Source organism: Limisphaerales bacterium, assembly GCA_014382585.1.
Classification (GTDB): Bacteria; Verrucomicrobiota; Verrucomicrobiia; order Limisphaerales; family UBA1100; genus JACNJL01.
Map to the genome: position 1 here is coordinate 15574 of JACNJL010000036.1, position 21733 is coordinate 37306.

16 protein-coding genes are annotated in these 21733 nt (G+C 55.3%); 10 read left to right on the plus strand and 6 right to left on the minus strand.

Annotated elements, in window-relative coordinates:
• Positions 1-29 precede the first annotated feature (29 nt).
• Entirely contained in the window at positions 30-3746 is a 3717-nt protein-coding gene (locus H8E27_06650) for a S8 family serine peptidase (GenBank protein ID MBC8325289.1), read from the minus strand.
• A gap of 91 nt (positions 3747-3837) precedes the next feature.
• Here H8E27_06650 and H8E27_06655 point away from each other — a divergent pair, with 91 nt between their 5' ends.
• Positions 3838-4779, plus strand: a complete 942-nt coding sequence (locus H8E27_06655; GenBank protein MBC8325290.1) for a mechanosensitive ion channel — start codon at positions 3838-3840, stop codon at positions 4777-4779.
• An 18-nt stretch (positions 4780-4797) separates the two neighbouring features.
• Here H8E27_06655 and H8E27_06660 read toward each other — a convergent pair whose 3' ends face one another.
• The gene (locus H8E27_06660; GenBank protein ID MBC8325291.1) at positions 4798-5898 is read right to left on the minus strand and encodes a PDZ domain-containing protein; all 1101 of its coding nucleotides are present in this window, start codon (positions 5896-5898) and stop codon (positions 4798-4800) included.
• A gap of 110 nt (positions 5899-6008) precedes the next feature.
• Here H8E27_06660 and H8E27_06665 point away from each other — a divergent pair, with 110 nt between their 5' ends.
• Positions 6009-7142 (plus strand): lactonase family protein, encoded by a 1134-nt coding sequence (locus H8E27_06665; protein ID MBC8325292.1) that lies wholly within the window; start codon positions 6009-6011, stop codon positions 7140-7142.
• A 3-nt stretch (positions 7143-7145) separates the two neighbouring features.
• Here H8E27_06665 and H8E27_06670 read toward each other — a convergent pair whose 3' ends face one another.
• Positions 7146-7898: an AraC family transcriptional regulator gene (locus tag H8E27_06670; protein MBC8325293.1), complete on the minus strand. Its 753-nt coding sequence runs from the start codon at positions 7896-7898 to the stop codon at positions 7146-7148.
• Positions 7899-8011: 113 nt separating this feature from the next.
• Here H8E27_06670 and H8E27_06675 point away from each other — a divergent pair, with 113 nt between their 5' ends.
• From H8E27_06675 to H8E27_06685, 3 genes are all read left to right on the plus strand, one after another.
• Positions 8012-10981 (plus strand): DUF1553 domain-containing protein, encoded by a 2970-nt coding sequence (locus H8E27_06675; protein MBC8325294.1) that lies wholly within the window; start codon positions 8012-8014, stop codon positions 10979-10981.
• A gap of 77 nt (positions 10982-11058) precedes the next feature.
• On the plus strand, positions 11059-11403 hold the full coding sequence (locus tag H8E27_06680) for a hypothetical protein (protein ID MBC8325295.1): 345 nt from the start codon (positions 11059-11061) through the stop codon (positions 11401-11403).
• A gap of 106 nt (positions 11404-11509) precedes the next feature.
• Positions 11510-12985 carry a DUF1501 domain-containing protein gene (locus H8E27_06685; protein MBC8325296.1) on the plus strand — a complete coding sequence of 492 codons (1476 nt, stop codon included), beginning with the start codon at positions 11510-11512 and terminating at the stop codon, positions 12983-12985.
• A 35-nt stretch (positions 12986-13020) separates the two neighbouring features.
• On the opposite strand, the gene H8E27_06690 is transcribed toward H8E27_06685, so the two are convergent.
• Together H8E27_06690 and H8E27_06695 are read right to left on the minus strand one after the other, a co-directional pair.
• Positions 13021-14133 (minus strand): hypothetical protein, encoded by a 1113-nt coding sequence (locus tag H8E27_06690; GenBank protein MBC8325297.1) that lies wholly within the window; start codon positions 14131-14133, stop codon positions 13021-13023.
• A gap of 54 nt (positions 14134-14187) precedes the next feature.
• Complete coding sequence (locus H8E27_06695; GenBank protein MBC8325298.1) at positions 14188-15231, minus strand: galactitol-1-phosphate 5-dehydrogenase; 1044 nt, start codon at positions 15229-15231, stop codon at positions 14188-14190.
• 252 nt (positions 15232-15483) lie between these two features.
• On the opposite strand from H8E27_06695, the gene H8E27_06700 reads away from it, so the two are divergent.
• On the plus strand, positions 15484-16482 hold the full coding sequence (locus H8E27_06700; protein MBC8325299.1) for a hypothetical protein: 999 nt from the start codon (positions 15484-15486) through the stop codon (positions 16480-16482).
• A 72-nt stretch (positions 16483-16554) separates the two neighbouring features.
• On the opposite strand, the gene H8E27_06705 is transcribed toward H8E27_06700, so the two are convergent.
• Positions 16555-17625 (minus strand): Gfo/Idh/MocA family oxidoreductase, encoded by a 1071-nt coding sequence (locus H8E27_06705; protein ID MBC8325300.1) that lies wholly within the window; start codon positions 17623-17625, stop codon positions 16555-16557.
• A gap of 81 nt (positions 17626-17706) precedes the next feature.
• On the opposite strand from H8E27_06705, the gene H8E27_06710 reads away from it, so the two are divergent.
• The 4 genes from H8E27_06710 to H8E27_06725 all read left to right on the plus strand — a co-directional run bounded on the left by H8E27_06710 (position 17707) and on the right by H8E27_06725 (position 21604).
• Positions 17707-18621, plus strand: a complete 915-nt coding sequence (locus H8E27_06710) for a PIG-L family deacetylase (protein MBC8325301.1) — start codon at positions 17707-17709, stop codon at positions 18619-18621.
• A 4-nt stretch (positions 18622-18625) separates the two neighbouring features.
• A complete protein-coding gene (locus tag H8E27_06715; GenBank protein MBC8325302.1) occupies positions 18626-19477 on the plus strand; it encodes an alpha/beta hydrolase in 852 nt (283 codons plus the stop codon).
• Between the two features lie 85 nt (positions 19478-19562).
• On the plus strand, positions 19563-20648 hold the full coding sequence (locus H8E27_06720) for an alpha/beta hydrolase (GenBank protein MBC8325303.1): 1086 nt from the start codon (positions 19563-19565) through the stop codon (positions 20646-20648).
• A 233-nt stretch (positions 20649-20881) separates the two neighbouring features.
• Complete coding sequence (locus H8E27_06725) at positions 20882-21604, plus strand: murein L,D-transpeptidase (protein MBC8325304.1); 723 nt, start codon at positions 20882-20884, stop codon at positions 21602-21604.
• The last annotated feature ends 129 nt before the right edge of the window (positions 21605-21733 follow it).

The window sequence follows — 21733 nt, forward strand, 5'->3', positions numbered from 1 at the left end:
AAGGGAATCAAAAAATCCGCGGTCAATTTTTAGAACGGTGGATATTCGCTAGGGAACCGCACGAGCAGGGACTTTTTCTCGTGGGCTTGCCATTCAGTCCAGCCGATTTTACCGAGGAGTTCGGCACGTTTTTCGTAATGAGCCCGGGATTCGGGGGATTTGGAAATCTTGGCGGCGAGAATTTTTACGGCGTTTCCGAGGCGTTCGTGGAGCAGTTCGCTTTCGAGCAAGAGCTCCGCATTGGCGGCATCGGTGGCGGGGCTCCAGCGGATGAGTTTTTTCCAAGCGGCTTCAAATGCGGCGATGGTTTTCTTGTCGGCTTTGGCTTGGGCGAGTCTCACCCGGGCTTGGGCGCGGAGGGCGGTGATGAGCGCTGCTTTGTGAGCATCCCATTTCTTCTTCAAAGCATCTTTGTCGGCAGCAGTTTCATCGGCGGGGGTGCCGAGATATTGCTGGAGTCCGTCAAGGTCGAGAAGTTTGAGGACGGCATCGGTGGCCTTCAGGATCGCATCGGCGTCCTTGACGGGGTCAAGCGGTTTGAGTTTGGCCAGTGCGAGTTCGAGATTTTTTTCTGCGAGCTTTTCTTCGTCGGTGAGTTTTTTGGGTTCCGGTTTTTTGGCGGGCACGACTTTGGGTTGGGTGGAGGGGAACGAATTGCGCGCGGCGGGCACGATGTATTGCACGGGGAAACCACCCGGCTTTTGGCCGACACCGTTGAGGCCGTCGGTGTTGCCGCCGTACTGAATTTCGCCGCGCAATATGTCGCCGGGCTTTACACCGGAAGACAGTTGCGCGTGTTTTGGGATGGCGAAGTGAAGACGAATTGAATCGCCGCGCCGGAGTGTGCGTGCGGCAAAGCGCGCCGTGCCGCGGATCGCTCCTTCGGCGTGTTCGTGGAAGGCCAGTGAAACGGCGCGCGAGGCGGGTTGATCGAGCATCAAAAGCGAATGTTGAAAACGCTCGAGTAATTTTTTGTCCGGATGACGCACGTGATAGCGCAGCACGTGTTTGCCTTTGGCGAGGCTCACAGGATCATTGTGTGAGCCGCTGCCGAGGCGGCGCTTTTGTGCATCGAATAACTGCCATACGCCGGACTCAAAAAAATAATCCGAGCCATCATTGTAATCCACCGTGAGCACGGGCGTCACTCGCGCAGGATTGGCTTGGTCGAAGTTGTATGTGATCATCATTTCGTGGATTTGCTCCTCGTCATCCAAGCGATCGCGCACGGGATCCAGCGGCCGGATTACCGCATTCGTCGGACGCACCGAGCGGCGCCACGTTTTGAATGAGCCCGAAGGTGAGACTCGTTCATCGCGCAGCGGTGCGGTGACCACCACGCTGTCGGTCAAATCATTTCCATCCATCGAAACCACTTCGCTGGCGGGAACGAGCCCGTGAAATTGCAGCGTGAATTCCGCTTCCGCCTCGCCGAGGCTGGACCAATATTGCGCGAGGCAAAGTTCCAACGTACGGCCGCCGGTAACGGCGAAACTCTCCACGCGCTCTGCACCTTCGCGCAGTGTGATGTAGCGTTCCGCTTCGCCAGCGCGGAAAGACAACCCCGGCAACAACTGCACCGCGTGCATTGTGATCCGCTGATCCGTGCCGGCCCTGATCGTGCGCACGTGGAGATCGGCCCACGTGGCCCCCGTCGGCACAGCGAGAAACCGGCGCGTGGTATCGCCGCCTTTGAACGTAAGCGTTGCTTTCCATTTTGCGCCCTCAACTTGTTCAGGAATGATGACCGTGACCGGCACGCGCACGAGCGCGCCGCCTTGGGGCGCATCGGCGTCGGTACCCACCACTTCGGTATAATGCACGCCGGGCGCGAGGCCGGTGGGGTCGACTTCTACCGTGATCCGTTCGGAATCATTGGCGAGCAGGATTTGGCTGGCGTGTTCCACCCAGTCGGCTTCGCAATGGAGCAGTAAACGTTTTTCAAAATTGATTTTCTCCGTGGGCTTTGTGTCCCGATGAAACACCGGTTTTAATGTTACTGAAACAGAATGAACACGTTTCACCTCAAAAGGCTCGCGCAAATAAATTCCACGGGCATTGCCGCGTGACCGAATGCTGACGTCAAATTTGAAATCACTGTCCGTCACGGCCGGATTATTTTTCAGCCAATCATACGCCTTGTGAATTTGGATCATTCCGCGCCCTTGTTCGTGCGGCGACAAACCGCCAATCGGCTTGGCCGTGTTTTCCAGCGCGCGGCGCACGCGATGGGGCGTGCAATTGGCTTTTTCAGATTTCAGCGCGGAGAGCAGCAGCGCGATGTTGCCGCAGGCATTGGGGGAGGACATCGAGGTGCCGTTCATTTGCGTATTGCGGCGCAGCAACCAATTGGGCACGGGGGCGATGGCACCGCCGGGCGCGGTGAGATCTACGCCGAGGTCGCCATCGAGCGCGGGCCCGCGCGAGCTCCAGGTGTATTGCATATCTTTGCGTGTGGCGCGCATGCCGTATTGGTCGAGCATCATTTGTGGGGTGACACTCGCCCCAATGCCGAGCAGCGCGCTGGTGGTGCCGCCGGGGGAACCGACGGTGGACAACGCCGGGCCGTTGTTGCCCGCGCTGGCGCAAAAGATGACGCCGTGGCGGTTTACGATGTTCGCGTATTCGGTGTAAATGCGGCCGACATTCGGGCGCGATGACGGGCCACCGTAGCTCATATTGATAAGGTCACATTTGTTTTGCAACACGGAAATGATCCCGCGCATTTGGCCGGTAGCGGTGGAGCTGGAGCCAAGACGGGTGTCGCCGATTTTCACAGAAACAATCTGCGCGCCGGGCGCGAGGCCGTTGAGCTCGGGTTGCTTGGGAAAATGCGCCGCCACAATGCCGGCCACGTGGGTGCCGTGCGCGCCGCAATCGACCACGATCGAAAGTAAATCGCCATCGCGATAAATGTTGGTGGCAAAATTCATCTGCGCCTCGCCGCCGAAGGTGCCGTAATCGCGGTTCACGCGGAAATTGGTCATTTGTTTTTCGTTGGAGAAATCGCCGTCCTCATCAGTGTCCACGCTGGCGTTCCACTGTTTGCCGTCGTGGAAAACAAGGCAGTCGTAAATGGGGCCGGGATCGCGGTACTTGGCTTGCAGCGATTTGAGCTGGACGAGTCTGGCGTTCAGGTCATCGCGTTGGAGCATTTGTTCTTGGGTGGGCTTCGGGTTGGCTTTGTCCCAATTAGCGATGGTGCGCTCAATCCCCTCGGTGCGTTTGCGTTGTTGGATGTCCCACGCTTCGCGGCGTTTGGTTTTGAGGCGGCTGACGAGATCGCGCGGGAAAATGCGCCACGCTTCCACCATGCCGACGCGGTATGTTTTATCGCGACTCTTCCACGCTTTGGGCAGCGTGAGCGTGCGGCCGGTGAGGCCGGTGAGTTTGCCGTTTTTGAGTTCGCGCACGGTGGTGGTGCGCACGTCGCCACTGCCGGAACCATCAATGACGTCCACAATCTTGGGCCGGCCGTCGGGAGTGGTTTGCAGTCCGGGCGCGCCGGGATCCACGCCGGTATCGAAGATGGCCACCACCACGCCGCGGCCATCGTACTGCGGATGTTCCTTGAGAAACTGCGCTGCGCCGGTGGCCTTTTTGGGGATGAGTGCGGTGAAGGGCAGGTTGCCTTCCTTGCCGGGGGCAGCGTGGGAAATGTATTTGGCGTACGCGCTAACGTTGGCCGGATCGGGCGTGTGACAGCCGACCAGCAGCACGGCAAACACTGGGATGAATCGTTTCATTTTCGAGATAGGGTAATGATGGACGTCGGCTTTGCCAACATTGTTCGTTGAATTTGTGCGGGGTTTGCTTTACTCATCAGTCAGTTTTTGTATGGAACGTACTTGGGAAATTATTCGGGATATTCTGACTTATCCGCTCATTAAAATGGGCGACGGCAGTCTCACGCTGCAAAGTTTGCTGATTTTAGGGCTGCTGTTTGCGGTGGTGTTGGTGATGGAAAAAGTGGTGCGCGAGCGGGTGATTATGCGCATTTTTGAGAAGACGGATTTTCCTGAGGCGCTCGAATACGGCATCGCGCGCATTCTTGGTTACGTGTTCATTGTCATCGGCTGGTACATGTCGATGCAGTTTGTAGGGATCGACCTCAGCTCGCTGGCGCTCATCGCCGGCGGCATCAGTGTGGGTGTGGGCTTCGGCCTGCAAAATATCATCAACAATTTTGTGAGCGGCATCATTATTTTTGCCGAGCGGCCCATCACCATTGGCGATCGGGTGGAGGTGAGTGGCATCGCCGGGCGCGTGGTAAAAATCAGCCTTCGTAGCACGACGGTGATTACCAATGACAACATCACGATGATCGTGCCCAACGCGGATTTTATTTCGCAAACGGTCACCAACTGGAGTCACGGTGATCCGAAAGTGCGTATTCGCGTGCCGGTGGGCGTGGCGTATGGGTCGGACATCGAGTTGCTGAAAAAACTGTTGCTGGAAATTGCCGATGAAAATCCGAAGACGTTGAAAGATCCGAAGCCGTCGGTGCTGTTTTCCGAATTCGGCGACAATTCGCTGAATTTTGAATTGGCGCTGTGGACGGCTTCGATGACCACGCGACCGCGGCGATTTATCAGCACCATCAATTTCGCCATCGAGAAAAAATTGCGCGAAAATGATATCGAGATTCCCTTCCCGCAACGTGATTTGCATATTCGTTCGAGTGATGTGAGCAATGTGGGCGCGGTGGAAATAAAAAGACCGGAGGAAGCGGAACCTCCCACCGGCCTTGGTGATCGTCCGGAGAAAGATTCCCGCTAGACAGATCGGGATTATTAATTACGCATCCGAGCGCGGTTTCTTTGGCGCTTGCTTTGGCGCAGGTTTGAACGGTTCGATTTTGAAATCAAAATTTTTGTCGAACTTGAAATTGCCGCCATTCAGGTTCAGCCCGTTCAGCCGGATGCCGCCTTTGCCGGCGCCCATGCCCTCGAGTTGCTCGAGTTTTTTGAAGAGATCGCGGTCGAGCGAGTCGCGTTGTTTCTTCGTATCCACCGGGCCGGTGAATGATTCCGCGCCGTCGGGATCCTTTGCGCTGAAGGTTTTTTTGCCGTTCTTCGTGGTGAGCGTGTACGAGCCGGTGTTATCGCTGATGGTGACGCTGGTCATCACTTGTTTGCGGACGTTGACGTTCGGGTCTTTGGGGTCGAGGTCGCCCTTATTTCCTCCACCAGGAAAGTTGAAGTGGAACTTGAATTCTCTGGCGCCATTTCCGTTTGGCCCGTTCGGGATAGCGGGACCGAATTGCAGGCCTTGAGCTTCGAGCATTTTTTTCAAATCCGCCGGATTCACGCCGGGGATGTTTTTCAACTGCTCGTTCAACTGATTGAGATTTTGCGGGTTCAGTTTGAACATTCTCATTTGCCCCTGGCCCAGTCCGTTGGGAAAATTGAATTGTTTCCACTGGCCTTCTGCGCCGTTGGGCAGATTGAAGGGCCTCAACTGGCCGTTCTGCAAACGCAAGGCTTGCGGCGTACGCGCGGCGAGTGACCCCTTGGCGAGCTTGGCTTTGGCCTTGTGCTCTTTGCCTTTGCGCAAAAAAGTGAGCGTCACTTCGTCGCCGGGTTTCTTGGTGTGGATGAGCGTCTGTAATTGCTGACTATTGATAATGAGCTGATCTTCAAGCTGGGTGATGATGTCATTCACCTTGAGGCCGGCTTTTTCTGCCGGGCTTCCTTTGGCCACGTGTCCTACGGATACGCCAATGCCTTCGGGCAGGCCGAGCTGCGCGCGGGTGAGAGGCGGAATTTCGCCCATCGCAACCCCAAGGTAGGTGCCGGAGGCTTCTTTGGCGGAGGGTTCCTGAATCTTATTTTTGTCAGCTGCCAAGGCGGGCAACGCGATGGCTGCAGCGATTATTGGGAAAAGCAGTTGTTTCATTTGCGCGATTTTAAGTCTGTTTTGTTGCTTAATGCAAGTGGAAAGCGGTCGGGAGCAAATTATTTTTTAAAAAAATTGCAGAACCATTGCAGCTCGGCCCATAATCATATATGCGCACGTTTTCACTGATTCTAGCCAGTATTTTTGTTTTCCACCTTCAGGCGGCTCCAAAGGAGTTTCTGGTTTATATCGGCACCTACACCAAGACAGAGGAGCAGGGCATTCATTGGCTAAAGCTGGAATTGGCAACGGGCAAACTTGCGGCGGTTGGCAAATTGGCCGGGCAAAAGAACCCTTCATTCCTCGCCATCCATCCCAATAAAAAATTTCTCTATGCGGTTAATGAGATTGGCAATTACAAGGGTGAGAAAGCCGGAGGAGTGAGTGCGTATTCAATTGATCCAAAATCCGGTGCGTTAACGTTCCTCAACCAACAATCCTCCAAGGGTGGGGCACCATGTCATCTGGTGGTTGATGCCACCGGCCGAAACGTTCTCGTGGCCAACTATACCGGCGGCAGTGTGGCTAGTTTGCCGATCTCACGAAAAGGGCGGTTACTTAAAGCTTCCTCGTTTGTCCAGCATAAGGGTTCAAGCGTATTGAAACCTAGGCAGGCTTCTCCCCACGGCCATTCCATTAATGTTTCACCGAGTAACAAGTTTGCGGTGGCAGCGGATCTTGGTCTAGATAAGGTTCTGGTTTACGGTTTTGATTCGAAAGGCGGTAATCTGACTCCCGCAGGTTTTGCCAAGGTGGCTCCCGGAGCCGGGCCAAGGCACTTTGCGTTTCACCCTAATGGTAAATTTGCTTATGTAATCAATGAGATTACGCTTACCGTGACCGCTTTCGCATGGGACGAGAGGAAAGGTAAGCTGGGTGAGTTGCAGACCATCACCACGCTACCGGTAGAACGAGGGAAGGGGATGAGCACGGCGGAGGTTCGGGTGCACCCAAGTGGAAAGTTTTTGTATGGCTCAAATCGTGGTCACAATACGATTGCTGTATTCCAAATTAATCAGGATACCGGAACGCTTAAAGCCGTTCAGCATCAGTCCACCTTGGGAAAGACACCTCGCAATTTTGGCATTGATCCCACGGGAAATTTTCTAATTGCCGCTAATCAATCCAGCGGTGATGTTTTCACTTTTCATATTAACCAAGATACCGGCGAGCTGAAGCCCACAGGCCATTCAGTTAAAATCCCTATGCCGGTTTGCGTTCAGTTTTTGGATTTAGGTGAATGAGGGTTAGAGGAACTGCTTGCGGTACTGCAGCGGCGTAAGGCCCATGGCTTTCTTAAACTGCACGGTGAAGGAGCTTTGGTCGTAAAAGCCAAGGTCAAGCGCGATGGTGCCAATGTTCAGGTTGGGTTGCATCAACAAATCACATGATTCATGAATGCGCAGCTTGATGAGATACTGCTGCGGGGTCAGGTTGAAATGATCCTGAAACCGTCGCTCAAACTGCCGCAACGAAATTCCGCCCATTTCAGCCAATTTACGGATGGACAGCTTGTCGCGAAATTGAGCATGCAAATGGTTCATCACGCGGGCCATGCTTTGCTCGCCGGAGAATAATTCGAGACGTTGGTGATAGTCCTGAATGATACCCATCACGCCGAGCACTTGGCCGGTCTTGGAGAGGATGGGATATTTTGATGTGATAAACCACGACGGGATGCCCTGACGATTGAGGAAAATTTCCACAATCTTGGTGACCGGCTTGCGGCGTTCCATGATCTGCAGGTCATCGCGACGGAATTTTTCCGCCAACCGGCGTGGCAGCAGGTCGAAATCCGTATGGCCGATCAACTCCGCTTCGGTTCTAAATTCATACAACTCAACCAGAAACTGATTGGCCGCCAAGAGCACCCCTTCGCGATCCTTGGCAAAGAAGGAGATATTCTCAATACAGTCGAAAAGATGATAGACAGGAGTAGACGAACTGAGCGCATTCAACAAAACGCGGCGCCGTTTTTGAACCTCTCTGGTGCTTATCATAGCTGAAATTGAGCTGGAGACAATTGCCCTCGCATGTCGCATTAATAATAAAAAAGGCCGAAAGAATGCAAGACAGATTTTCCCGTTTGAGGTATATTCAAAGTGTTCCGCGAATGACCAATCCGATGAAATACTGGATACGATTGTTACTGACTATTCTGGTGATGCCCGTGGTGCTATCGGCACAGGAACTTTCCGATGCAGCCAAGGCTGAGTTTTTTGGCCAAAAGATTTTCCCCATTCTCAAAGCCAATTGTTTCAACTGCCATGGGGCGAAAGAGAAGCTCAAGGGCGACTTCCGCATCACCAGCCGCGCTGGGCTTTTGAAGGGGGGCGAGATTGGGCCGGCGATTAATCTCAAGGAGCCGGAGAAGAGCCTTTTACTCGACATGATTTCCTATCGCGATGGCGACCACGAAATGCCGCCCAAGGCGAAGCTGCCGCAAGCGCAAATCGATGCACTTACGCAATGGGTGAAGCTGGGCGCGCCATTCAATCCCAAGCTGGAAATCGCCGGCAACGACGAGCCGCACAAGCTGCCCAACACGCAGATCAATGCCCGCACGCGCGCTTACTGGGCGTACCAAAAAATCGCCCGCCCGTCCGTGCCCAAGGTGGCCAACGCAGACTGGAGCCGAACCGCCATTGATGCATTTGTGTTCGACCAGTTGCAGCGCAAAAAACTTTCGCCCAATGGACCGGCCGACAAACGCCAGCTCATTCGGCGCGCGTATTACGATCTCATTGGCCTGCCGCCTTCGCCAAAGGAAGTGACGGCCTTTGTGAACGACAAATCGCCCAAGGCGTTTGAGAAAGTCATCGACCGGTTGCTGGCCATGCCGCAGTACGGCGAGAAGTGGGGCCGGCATTGGCTCGACCTTGTGCGCTTCGCCGAGACCAACGGCTACGAGCGCGACAGCAAAAAGGATCTCATCTGGAAATTTCGCGACTACGTCATTCGCGCCTTCAACGAAGACAAGCCGTATGACCGATTCATCATGGAACAAATCGCCGGCGATGAATTACCCGATATGACGGGCGACTCCATCACGGCCACGGGTTTTTATCGGCTCGGCATTTGGGACGACGAACCCGCCGACCGGCCGCTGGCACGCTACGATTATCTCGATGATATTTTGCGCACAACGAGCGAGACGTTTCTCGGCATGACGGTCGGCTGCGCGCGTTGCCACGATCACAAGATCGATCCCATTCCACAGAAGGACTACTATTCGCTGCTGTCGTTTTTCAGCGACATTTCTCCGCATGGCAAGGGCGCGACCAATCACGTGCCTATTACTGACCCCAATACAAAGAAGGAGATGGCGGTAAAACGCACTGCGCATCAGAAGCAAATCCAGCAGGTTCAGGCCAAGATTGATCCAATCGAGGAACAGTTGCTTGATGAACTGGCCAAGAAAAACCCCGCCCTCAAGGAGAAGGCTCCCAAGGATACCAAGAAGTTAAACAACCCGTTTGCTTTGCCGGACGCCTCGCGCGGCAAGGGCCAGATCTGGGAGTACACATTTGAGAAGCCCGGCGACAACTGGTTCGAAATTGCCTACGACGATCGCGCGTGGAAAAAAGATTGGTCCGGCTTTGGCCGCAAAGGCACCCCCGGCAGCCACGTGCGCACAGAGTGGCACACGAAGGATATTTGGTTGCGCAAGGATTTTCGGCTGGTGGAAATTCCCGGCAAGCTCGTCCTGCGTATCCACCATGATGAGGATGCGCAAGTCTACCTGAACGGCAAGCTCGTCAAGACGCTCAAGGGTCACACCAATCGCTACCATGATTTGGATATCACCGCGGCTGCGATCGACGTAATGCAGACCGGCCGCAACACGCTCGCCATTCATTGCCAACAAACCGTCGGCGGTCAATACATCGATGCCGGATTGCTGGTGGATTACAATATCACGCCCGTGCCTTTGCTCGCGCGGCTTCACGGCAAGGAGATTCTCGGGGAAGCCAAGCTCGCTGAGTACAATCAACTGAACCAGCAGTTGGCCAACCTTGAGAAACAAAAATTTGAGGTGAAGGATGAATTTGCCATGGCCGTTGCAGAGCGTGGCCGGCAACAAACTTGGGTGCTCAAGCGCGGCAACCCGCAATTGCACGGCGATGAAGTGGGGCCATCGTTCCCGCAAATCCTGGGTGTACCCGAGGCGAGCATCCCGAAGGATTACGACTCCGGAAAAACCTCGGGCAAACGCCGCGTGCTTGCCGAGTGGATCGCCAGCAAGAATAATCCAATGACCGCCAAGGTGATGGCTAATCGCCTCTGGCAGCATCACTTCGGTCGCGGCATCGTGCGCAGCTCAAATAATTTCGGATTCATTGGCGAACAACCCACGCATCCGGAGCTGCTTAACTGGCTTGCTGCTGACTTGGTCGAAGGCGGTTGGAAACTCAAGCGCATGCACAAGGTCATTATGCTGAGCCGCACTTATCAAATGTCCACCACCGGTAACAAGGCCGCGCTGGCTGCCGACCCGAACAACGACTTCTTCTGGCGGTTCGATATGCGTCGCCTTACCGCCGAGGAAATCCGCGACTCCATTCTCAACCTCACCGGTCAGTTGAACTTAAAAATGTCCGGCCCCAGCATTTACACCGAGATCCCCGCCGAAGTTGCTAATACCGCCTCGCGCCCCGGCGCCGCGTGGGGCCGCAGTTCCAAGGAAGACGCCGTTCGCCGCAGCGTTTACATCTTCGTGAAACGCTCCCTAAACGAACCCTTCCTCGCCGCCTTCGACTGGGCGGACACCGACAACACCTGCGACGTCCGCTTCGTCACCACCGTCCCCACCCAAACCCTTACGATGATGAACAGCAAATTCCTGAATGACTCCGCCGAAGTCCTCGCCCTCCGTCTGCAGGAAGAACAACCCAACGACCTTCGCGCCCAAGTCACCCGCGCCCTAACCCTCGCCACCAGCCGCCCTGCCACCCAAACCGACATCACCGACGGACTGAAGCTCATCGAACATTTCACCAAAAAAGGCGCTGACAAAAACAAAGCCCTGCAACGCTTCTGTTTGTTGGTGCTGAACCTGAATGAATTTGTATACTTGGATTGAATGAACCACAGAGAGCACAGAGATTAAAAACCAAATTCTCTGTGCTCTCTGTGTCTCTGTGGTAAAAAAAAGAAAAAGTGAGATGGGTAAACAAACAGCGTGTGCGTGAATGTTTGGAGGAGCTCAGCAACAAGGAGCTTCAGGAAAAGCTATGGTTGTCCACAGGAGAGGCGGGGAGTAATGTTTCCTCATTCGTTGAGGCTCATTGCCAATTGTATGATGATTGTGGGCTGGGGGACGCATTGGAAAAAGGGTCCGTGTATGGTGATTCGATTGATAAACAACTCCTCTTTCTGGAAGTGCAAATGAAAGATGTCGACGCCGACAGATATCCATCCGAAATAATTGACTCCCCGGAGATGCAAGGGATTCGAGAGTTAGCGGCTAAGATTCAGGCTGAGATTGAGGCGAAGGAAAGATGAATGAATTTATTTACTTGAGCTGAACACAATTGAACACAGAAAAGCACGATATTTAGGATTCATTATCCTGTTCATCCTGCCCATCATTGTTAAAATAAAAAAGCTAATGGCAAACACAGACAAACCAACGAACACGTTCTGCGGGCAGACCTCGCGACGGGAATTTTTGCATCAGGTGGGCGGCGGCTTTTCGTCGTTGGCGTTGACGGGGATGATGGCGGGGGACGGCTTTCTCGCACGCCAAGCGATGGCGGCAGATGGCAAGACGCCGTGGGCGAATCCGCTCGCGCCTAAGAATCCGCCGTTGCCGGCGAAGGCGAAGCACGTGATTTTTCTGTTTATGTACGGCGGCCCGAGCCATATGGATACGTTTGACTACAAGCCCAAGCTGTATCCGCTCGATGGCAAAACGATTGAGGTGAAAACCTTCGGGCGCGGCGGCAAGAAAAAGGGCGGGCGCGTGGTGGGCCCGAAATGGAAGTTCAAGCAATACGGCCAATGCGGCAAACACATCAGCGATCTTTTCCCGCACGTCGGTCAGCAAGCGGATAAGATTGCGTTTTTGCATTCGATGACCGCCGACTCGCCCATCCACGGCTCGGCGATGTTGATGATGAATTCCGGCCACTTGCTCAGCGGCAAACCTTCGTTGGGTTCGTGGGTAAATTACGGCCTCGGCAGCGAAAATGAAAACCTCCCCGGCTACGTGGTGATGCTCGATCCCACCGGCGGCCCCATCAGCGGCGCAAAGAATTGGACGAGCGGTTATATGCCCGCCGCGTATCAAGGGGTCACTGTGAATGCCAGCGGCACGGCGATTCTGGATTTGAAAAACGCGCGCGGCATGAAGCGCGAGGAACAGCGCACGATGCTCGACGCGTTAGGCCGCTTCAACAACCGCCATCTCAGCACGCGCACGGACAATTCCAACCTCGCTGCCCGCATTGCCAGTTATGAGCTGGCGTACAAAATGCAAATGAGCGCGCCCGAGGCGGTGGATTTTGATAGCGAACCAGCGCACATTCACAATCTCTATGGCCTCGACCAAAACCGAACGCGTGATTTTGGCCGCAAATGTTTGCTCGCACGACGGCTCGTGGAACGCGGCGTGCGGTTCATTCAAATCTACAGTGGCGGCAACCACAACGACGCCAACTGGGACGCTCACGGCGACCTCGAAAAAAATCACAATTACCACGCCGGCAACACCGACCAACCGATCGCCGGTTTGCTGAAAGATCTTGAACAGCGCGGTTTGCTCGACGAAACGCTCATTATTTGGGGCGGCGAATTCGGCCGCCAACCCACCGCCGAATACGCCAAAGGCACCGGCCGCGATCACAACAGCTACGGCTTCACCATGTGGATGGCCGGCGGCGGGATCAAAGGCGGCACGAGCGTCGGCCAAACTGACGAACTCGGTTCGGCCGCTGTGGAAGATCGTTTTCACGTGAAAAACCTCCACGCAACGGTGTTAACCCAACTCGGATTCGACCCCAATAAGTTGTCGTATTTCTACCGCGGCCTCGACCAACGGTTAGTCGGCGTTGAAGGCGCAGAGCCGATTCGGCAGATTATATAGATGCGGATTCCACGCGTGAACCCCGTGCCTTCACTCTAATAAAGAATCTCAAAATCACCGTTCGGCAACGCGAACGCCGCGGTAAAACTCCAGACCGGTAATCCTTTTTGGCTGCCGTGAGCGGGTTGGATTGTGCCATTGCTTCCCAAAACCGACCACGAAAGGTTGCCCCCTTTATTCCAGCCGGTATTTTCGCTCCACGCCAGCAGCACGTCGCCCGCTTTATTCACCGCAAGCGCGGGATGACGTTGACGGTCATCTTTGGCAATTTTCACGGCATCGGATTTGCCATCCAGTTTGCCGACAAAAACATTCCCTTCCGCTTCCCACGCGCCGAGCACGCCGGTGGGCGTTTGTACGAATGCGGCGCTGCTCATCACGCATTGGCCGATGCGCCACGGGCCCACGATTTTTTCGTTTACCTTGCCGGTTTCGCTGCCGACTAACAGTGTCATGTCGCGATTCACAAATTTCTGCGCGCCGCGATACAGGGTGTGCAGTTTGCCATCCGCATTCACAAAACTTTTCAACCCGCAACAACCGCACGTGCCTTTTTTTGTGCTGATGATTTTCTCTTTCGCAAACGTCTTGCCGCCATCGGTTGAGGTCGCAACAAAAACGCCGCGCACATTCTCGCCCTTCGGGGTGTTCTTTGGCGCAGCGTGCCACACGACGTACACGTTGCCTTTGCCATCGGCGGCCACCGAGCCGCCGCCATCGAGCGCGGTGGTCCATGTCATCAAATTGCGTTCATTTTCAAACCCGCTTCCGTCGATGCGCATCCGCGTGTAAAACATCGGCGACCCGTGATGCGGCGAACCTCCGCCCGCTTGCGAACCATTCCAAGCCACGTGCACGCGCCCGTATTTCCCCAACGTAATATGCGGCCCGCGAATCGTCCCCACTGCCACCGCGCTGCCGGCGATTTGATTCACCTTCATTGGCCTGGAAAATTTCCCGCTGCTGCGCGTCACATAATAAACATCCGTGGCCCGTTCCTTGCCCGATAGAAAAACAATATGCGCAGTGCCTTTTGCATCGGTGACAATTTGAGGTTGTTTCCCGTGCATCGGCAGATGGACAAGCGAAACTTTCGGAGCGGCAACGAGCGTGCCGGCAAAGAGAATGGAAAGGAGAGTGGCTTTCATAGGATTAGAGTAGAGGGAATCTGGAGGTTGTCGATGAGGTTTTTTGGGTATCCGTCATTCCTCCCCGCTGGGTTGCAAAATCACTTTCATCAACCCCGCCTCCGCAGCGAATAGGCGGTCAAACCAATCCGGCCCTTCCTCGAGTGTGGCTTTGGCGGTGATAAGCGGTTCAACTTGGAAGGTGCCATTCGCAAGCAAATCGATGCACTCGGGGTATTCGCCGTTGGAGGCGCATGATCCATAAACGGTCAACTCGCGGGTGACGACCGATTGCAGCGGGAAATCAACCGTCGGCGCGAGATTGCCGATGAGGGTGACGTGGCCGCCTTTGCGGGTGGCTTCGATGGCGGTTTGTACGGTGGGTGTGGCTCCGACAACTTCCATCGCGATGTCCGCGCCGCGCCCGTCGGTAGCGTCGTGGATGGCGGCAACAGCGTCGGAAGTCTTGGGGTTGATGCCGATGTCCGCGCCGAGGGTTTGGGCGAGTGCGAGTTTTTCATCGGCCAAATCAACGGCGATGACTTTGTCACAACCGGCCGCCTTGAGCGCTTGCACGACGAGCAGGCCAATCATGCCCGCGCCGACGACCACCGCCGTGTCGCCCGCCGCGATGGGTGTTCGCTTCACCGCGTGCACGGCGACGGATACCGGCTCAATCATCGCCGCGTGTTCGAAGGGGAGGTTGTCGGGCATCGGATAAATGATGTGCTCGGGCACTACGGCGTATTCGGCGAAGCATCCGTGTTGGCGGTAATCCTCGCACGAGACGCCCAGCACGCGGCGGTCATCACACAAATTCATTTGACCGCGCGCACAGAAATCGCACGCGCCGCAGGACACCATTGAGTCGAATGTCACACGATCGCCTTCCTTCACGTTCGTGACTTCGCCGCCGATGCCAGACACTACGCCGCTAGCTTCGTGGCCCATGATGAGTGGCGGAACGCGCCGACCACTCGAACCATCGAAGCCGTGGATGTCGCTCCCGCAAATCCCGCACGCGCGAATCTGCACGAGCACATCACGCCCGCCAACTTCCGGCAGCGGCATTTCGGTGACGGTCAGTTTTTTGTATTCTTCGAGCAATAGGGCTTTCATTGTGGGCAGGATGATACGGAAGTAAAACACGCGATTCAAACACGGATGTTTATGATGATTGAGGTGGACCCGAAAATATTAGTGTATTTTCGACGATCGGTTTTCTAAATAAATCGTAGAGCAATTCAGCAAATAATACGTCTGACTCACATGAAAATGAATGCAAAATCCTTTGTTTTATTCTGTTTTAGCCTAAATTTGATTCTGGCTCCGCTCCAAGGTTGGACTGTTGAGCCCCTGCGTAATCAACCTGTGACGAGCCCCATTCCGAGCCCAACGCTGGAGCAGAAAGCTGTTCGCCCAACCCCCGCCATTCGTCCATTGCCGGGGCGCTTTCCCGGTCGAGGGCCAGTCAAGCCGCAGCCGGTCAATTGGGCTGAGAAACAAATCGTTGCCACCGGCACCATAAGCGACATCAAAGAAGGGCCGACAGCCCGCTCGTTGCCGCCCATTTATAATCACAAGCTCACCATTGACATTGATGGCGTGTTGCGTGGCGACCTCAAAGCGGGCGCGCAATTGACGGCGAACCATTCCGCGCGCCAAATGCAAAAGCCGGCTTATCCGAAAGGCAAAGTGATCGTCGCTCTGTCCAACGTGCGCGGTAACCTGCGCATCGAAGCGGTGGAAGCGCTGGACGCCAAGAAGCTCGCCGCCATCAAGCTGGCCTGCGAATTGCCGATGGGTTGGAAAAAAATGAATGGAAAACTCACCTCCCCATGGGTCGCGCAAAAAGAACGGGCCTGGCCCAAGGCGCAAAAAGTTGACGCCAAACATTTCTGTTCCGTGACCGGTCGGCCCGCGTTGTTGGCCAGTGGTGCGGTGAATTTCAATGTGGAAAAAGTACCGCCCATCAAAGCTATCAAATGGACCAACCCCGATGGCGATGGCCAATACAAAATCACCGTCATCAACCCGACCGCCAAACCGGTGACCATTAACGCCCTCCGCCAAGCCGGCAAACGCATCCTGTGGAAAGAAAGCCTCGTTATTTTGTGCCAAGGCAAATCCTACCCCGTGCCCGGCTCCATTGGCCTGTTGAGCAGCACGAAGCCGGTAACCCTCAAGCCCGGCCAGAGCCTCGGCACTACCGTCAACGCGCTCGCGCTCGAAGGCCCGTCGTGGCCGAAAGGCGGCTCTCGCATTGAGTTCCAATTCTGCCTCGGTGAACGCAGCAGCAAGCAGAGCTTCTATTACATGTCCCGCCATCACGACGCCATCCGCGCGGCGGTCAAGAAGCCGGTGAATTGAATTCACCACAAAGGGAACGACGGGTTCTCAAAACTGACGTGGCACGCTCGGTGAGCGCGCTCTGAATTTTAATTATTTCGAAGCGATTGCACACTCCACACGTCGGGCGGTGTTGGAAGCCTCGTAAATTGTATCGATGGTTTCTAAAACGGCCACCGTGCTTTCGGGTGTGTTGCGGCAGTCGGTCCCTTCGCGAATCGCGCGTAGCCAATCTTCGAGCAAATTCACCATTGCTTTGCCGCCGTAACCGGTTGTGGTATCGGGGGGCAACTCGAAGGATTCTTCCATCGCCAAAAACTGTGGCTGTGGCCCGTGGATTTCCAATGCGCCGCCTGTGTTGCTGCGGCTCGGATCCCAGTGCACCCAGCGTTGTGTGCCGCGGAGGTTCCACTGGATGTCGTTTTGCCAGCGCGGATGCCAGTAGCCGCCGGTGAACGTGGCGAGCCCGCCGCCAGCTAAATCCAGAATCGCGCTGCCGCCATCTTCAACCTCGGCCTCGCTGCCGCTGAAGTTTCCCACGCGTGCGGTGATGCCGGTGATGGTTTCGCCGGTTATGTAATGAAGCAAATCAAGATGATGGCAGCCGAGCCAGTTAAAAAATCCGCCGCCCGATTGCGCGGAGTCAAACAGGTAATGGCCGGGATCGCGCCGGAAAATGTTGCTGGTGGTCCATGTCATTTCCACGCTAATGAGCTTGCCGAAACTGCCTCGAGCCACCATGGCGCGCAGGCGGTTGGCCAATTCATCGTAGCGCCACAGGTAGCCGCTCTGAAAAGCCACCTTGTTTGCGCGGACCGCATCGGCCATTTGGCGCGCATCGTTGGCGTTGGCCGCGCCGGGTTTTTCGAGCACAATATGTTTGCCGGCTTGGGCGAGTTGGATGACGGCGTCCGGCCCCACATTATTTTGCAGGCAAACTAATGCCGCATCAAATAAATGACCGCCTTCGGCCAACAAAGCTTCTACCGTTTCAAATCGGGGCAAGTGGGTTAATCGCTCTTCAAGACTCGCGGTGCCATTGTCGAAGGCCGGCATGATCGCAGTGATTTCTAATTCATTCGCGACGTGTGTCAGTGACTCACGCCAACCCATGCCGTGCGGATGATCAACACCCAATATTGCGATGCGTAATTTTCCAGCCACGCGCGGAGCGTAACGTTGGGCGGCTCTCTTGTCATTTTTAAACGTGGCAAACCGGTCTTGCCTCGCAGTGGCGAATCCCGGATGCTTTTGCCAACCATGAAATATATTTTTTCAATTCTGTTGGTTCTTTCTTTACTAACCCCGCTCGCGGAAGCTGCCGCCCAACCCAAGCGCGTACTGCGCATCATTGCCTTTGGCGCGCATCCGGATGATGCCGAGTTTCAGATCGGCGGTTGCGCTATCAAATGGGCGCAGCTCGGCCACAAGGTGAAGCTCGTCTCGGTGACTAATGGCGACATCGGTCACTGGAAAATGGCCGGCGGCCCGCTCGCCAAGCGCCGCACCGCCGAGTCCAAGGAAGCCGCCAAGCGCATGGGGGTGGAATCGCTCGTACTCGACATCCACGACGGCGAAATCATGCCCACACTCACGAACCGAAAAACCATCGCGCGGCTCATTCGCGAATGGCAGGCGGACCTTGTCTTCACCCATCGCCCGCACGATTATCATCCGGATCACCGCAACGCCGGGCTGCTCATTCGCGATGCCGCCTTCATGGTGGGTGTGCCATTTTACGTGCCCGACACACCACCGGTGAAGCGTAATCCCGTTTTCATGTATTTCCCCGATCGATTCAAGCGCCCCTATCCATTCCAAGCTGACATCGCGATTTCCATCGATGATGTGTTTGATAAAAAAATGCACGCGCTTGATGCGTTGGAATCGCAAGTTTACGAAGGCGGTGCAAATGGCTCCGCGCAGACGCTCATCATCCGCAAAGCCCACGACCCCGTGGCGCGCAAAGAAATTCTCAAAGCCAGCTGGACCGCACGCAACGGCCGCATCGCCAATTTATTTCGTGATTCGCTGGTGAAATGGTACGGCCCCGAAAGAGGCAAAGCCGTTAAAACCGCCGAGGCATTCGAAATTTGCGAATACGGTCGCCGTCCGAACGAGGCGGAAATGAAAGAACTTTTCCCATTTTTCAAAAAATAAAACCATGAAACTCACACTACTCCTACTTTCAATGATGTTGCCGCTGGCAGCCTCCGCTCAATTAGTAAAATTCGATGGCGCGAAGGCCGTTCAGTACAAACACGTGGGCGATACCAAACTGTTTATGCACATATTTGAACCGCAGAACCGCCCTTCCGGCGGGCAGTTTCCGGCAATTGTATTCTTCTTTGGCGGCGGATGGAATGGCGGCACCCCAAAGCAATTCGAACCGCACTGCCGCCACCTTGCCGCGCGCGGGATAGTGGCCATCACGGCGGAGTACCGCGTGAAAAGTCGCAACCAAACAACGCCGTTCGAATGCGTGGCCGATGGCAAATCCGCCATTCGATGGGTGCGCGCAAATGCGGCCAAATTTCACATCGACCCCAATCGCATCGCGGCCGGTGGCGGCTCGGCGGGCGGTCACGTGGCAGCGGCCGTCGGCAATTGCCCCGGGCTCGAGGGAAAAGGCGAGGACTTGAAAATCAGCAGCAAGCCCGATGCGCTCGTGCTGTTTAATCCCGTTTATGATAACAGCGAAAATGGTTACGGTTACTCTCGCGTAAAGCCGCGTTGGAAAGAAATTTCGCCGATGCACAACCTCCGAAAAGGCGCGCCGCCCACGATTGTGTTTCTCGGCACCAAAGACAAACTCATCCCCGTGGCCACCGGTGAGGAATTCGACAAACGAATGAAAGCCATCGGCAGCCGCAGCGAGTTGCATTTGTACAAAGACGCCCCGCACGGGTTTTTCAACAAAGGCAAACCCGGCAATCATTACCCCGATACGATTGAGAAAATGGATAAGTTTCTCGCGGTACTTGGGTGGCTCAAGGGCGAGCCAATTGAGAAATAAAGTAACCACACTTACCAACGCCCGTCTGCTTTACAGACCAACTTTCACTGCTAAAATAATTATGATGAATGCGTACAGGATTTCAATGAGGCGAGTTTTTATTGCAATGATGTGGGTGACGCTCGCGTCGGCGGCAATGGCGCAGCAACGTTCGCCGGAGGGATTGTTCAAGCGTTGGGATAAAAATGGGGACGGCAAGCTCGTGTTGGCCGAGGTGCCGCAGGGTACCCAGCGAAATTTCAAGCGTGCGGATGCCAATGGTGACGGCAGCATTTCGCTGGCGGAACATTTGAAACTTTTTAAGCGTCAGCCAAAAGCGCCGGGAGAGGTGGCCGGCGTGAACGTGCTGCGCGATCTCCCGTATGCCGGCACGAAAAATCCCCGGCAAATGTTGGACTTGATGCTGCCCGAAAAGCGCGCCGACAAAAAGCCACTGCCGGTGCTGGTGTGTATCCACGGCGGCGGCTGGCGCGGTGGCCACAAAAGCGGCGGTGCCAACCAAATCGCCGGCTACATTCGGCCGGGGCGGTTCGTCGGCGTGTCCATCGGCTATCGGCTCACCGGCGAGGCGCAATGGCCGGCGCAGATTCACGATTGCAAGGCGGCCATCCGCTGGATTCGCGCCAATGCAAAAAAATACAACCTCGACCCCAACCGCATTGCCGTCATCGGCTCCTCGGCGGGAGGGCATCTCGTGGCGATGCTCGGCACCAGCGGCGACGTGAAGGAACTCGAAGGCAAACTCGGCCCGCACCTCGACCAATCCAGCCGCGTGAAATGCGTCATCGATTTGTTTGGCCCGACCGCACTGTTGCAAATGGGCGAGAAGCAAAACGCGCCCACTTCGCCAGAGAGTCGGCTCATCGGCGCGCCCCTTCAATCGGCTAAAGCCAAAAGTCTGCAAGCCTCGCCGCTCACGCACGTCACCAAAGGCGACGCCCCGCATCTTATCATCCACGGCACGAACGACCGGACCGTGCCTTTTTCGCAATCGGTCATCCTCCACGCCGCTTTAAAAAAAGTCGGTGTTGAATCGACACTCATCACCGTGGAAAACGGCGGCCACGGCATCCGGCGCGCGATGACCGACATACAGGTTGGATTGTTTTTGGAGTGCCACATTTTCGGTAATGGCAATAAACTGCCGGATGAAACTGTGCGCGCGCGATAAGTTCCACCTTGCCCCAAATAGGATTCACCACAGAGGCACAGAGAACACAGAGGTTTTGAATTGGTAGGGCGGTTTCTCCGAAACCGCCACGGCGCGCTCGGAGAGCACGCCCTACCTCTCTGTGTTCTCTGTGCCTCTGTGGTAAAAAAGAAAACGGGACGAGGAGGAACTCATCCCTCCCTTGCGGACAACTTTGGCTCGATTGGATTTTGGGGCGGCGATAACCTCACAGAATGAAAGCGGGGCGATGGATTGTGGGTGTGATTTTGATGGGCGCGTTGGCAGTGCTGGCGTGGCAACGCTTGCCCAAGCCGGATCGCGCTCCGGCGGCGGCCCAGCGGGTGAAGCCTGCGCTGGAAAAAGCGTTGGCGGCTAAGGGATTGCGTTGGGGGGCACCGGTTTTTATTCGGATTTTCAAGGAGGAAAAACAACTCGAGTTGTGGGTGGATAATGGAAAGCAATTTCAACTGTTCAAAACGTGGGCCATTTGTAAATTTTCCGGCGAGCTCGGGCCCAAGCTGAAGGAGGGCGATGGGCAAGCGCCGGAGGGGTTTTATTTTGTGCCGCGCACGCGAATGAATCCGCGCAGTCGCTTTCATCTTTCTTTCAATCTTGGTTATCCGAACACCTACGATCGCGCCCGCCAACGTACCGGCAGCGCCTTGATGGTCCACGGCAATTGCGTGAGCATCGGCTGCTATGCGATGACGGATGCGCGCATTGAAGAAATTTATTCGTTGTGCGACGCCGCGCTGAAAAACGGTCAGCGCTTTTTTCGTGTGCACTCTTTTCCATTTCGGATGACCGAGGCCAATATGAAACGCCACGGGAAATCCAAGTGGATGAGTGAATGGAATAATCTTAAACAAGGATTTGATTGGTTTGAAAAAACCAAGCGCCCGCCGAATGTGACGGTGAGCGGGAAAAAATATCAATTCAGTGCCGACGCGCACTGATTGGGAGGCTAAATGGTAGGGCGGTTTGGCGGTTTCTTCGAAACCGCCGCGGCGCGCTCGGAGAGCACGCCCTACCTCTCTGTGTTCTCTGTGCCTCTGTGGTAAAAAAAAGAAAACGGACGAGGTGGA

Excerpts from the sequence above, each read along its gene's own strand:
- H8E27_06650 (MBC8325289.1), bottom strand. The coding sequence starts at position 3,746 with ATGAAACGATTCATCCCAGTGTTTGCCGTGCTGCTGGTCGGCTGTCAC.
- H8E27_06655 (MBC8325290.1), top strand. The coding sequence starts at position 3,838 with ATGGAACGTACTTGGGAAATTATTCGGGATATTCTGACTTATCCGCTC.
- H8E27_06660 (MBC8325291.1), bottom strand. The coding sequence starts at position 5,898 with ATGAAACAACTGCTTTTCCCAATAATCGCTGCAGCCATCGCGTTGCCC.
- H8E27_06665 (MBC8325292.1), top strand. The coding sequence starts at position 6,009 with ATGCGCACGTTTTCACTGATTCTAGCCAGTATTTTTGTTTTCCACCTT.
- H8E27_06670 (MBC8325293.1), bottom strand. The coding sequence starts at position 7,898 with ATGATAAGCACCAGAGAGGTTCAAAAACGGCGCCGCGTTTTGTTGAAT.
- H8E27_06675 (MBC8325294.1), top strand. The coding sequence starts at position 8,012 with ATGACCAATCCGATGAAATACTGGATACGATTGTTACTGACTATTCTG.
- H8E27_06685 (MBC8325296.1), top strand. The coding sequence starts at position 11,510 with ATGGCAAACACAGACAAACCAACGAACACGTTCTGCGGGCAGACCTCG.
- H8E27_06690 (MBC8325297.1), bottom strand. The coding sequence starts at position 14,133 with ATGAAAGCCACTCTCCTTTCCATTCTCTTTGCCGGCACGCTCGTTGCC.
- H8E27_06695 (MBC8325298.1), bottom strand. The coding sequence starts at position 15,231 with ATGAAAGCCCTATTGCTCGAAGAATACAAAAAACTGACCGTCACCGAA.
- H8E27_06710 (MBC8325301.1), top strand. The coding sequence starts at position 17,707 with ATGCTTTTGCCAACCATGAAATATATTTTTTCAATTCTGTTGGTTCTT.
- H8E27_06715 (MBC8325302.1), top strand. The coding sequence starts at position 18,626 with ATGAAACTCACACTACTCCTACTTTCAATGATGTTGCCGCTGGCAGCC.
- H8E27_06720 (MBC8325303.1), top strand. The coding sequence starts at position 19,563 with ATGAGGCGAGTTTTTATTGCAATGATGTGGGTGACGCTCGCGTCGGCG.
- H8E27_06725 (MBC8325304.1), top strand. The coding sequence starts at position 20,882 with ATGAAAGCGGGGCGATGGATTGTGGGTGTGATTTTGATGGGCGCGTTG.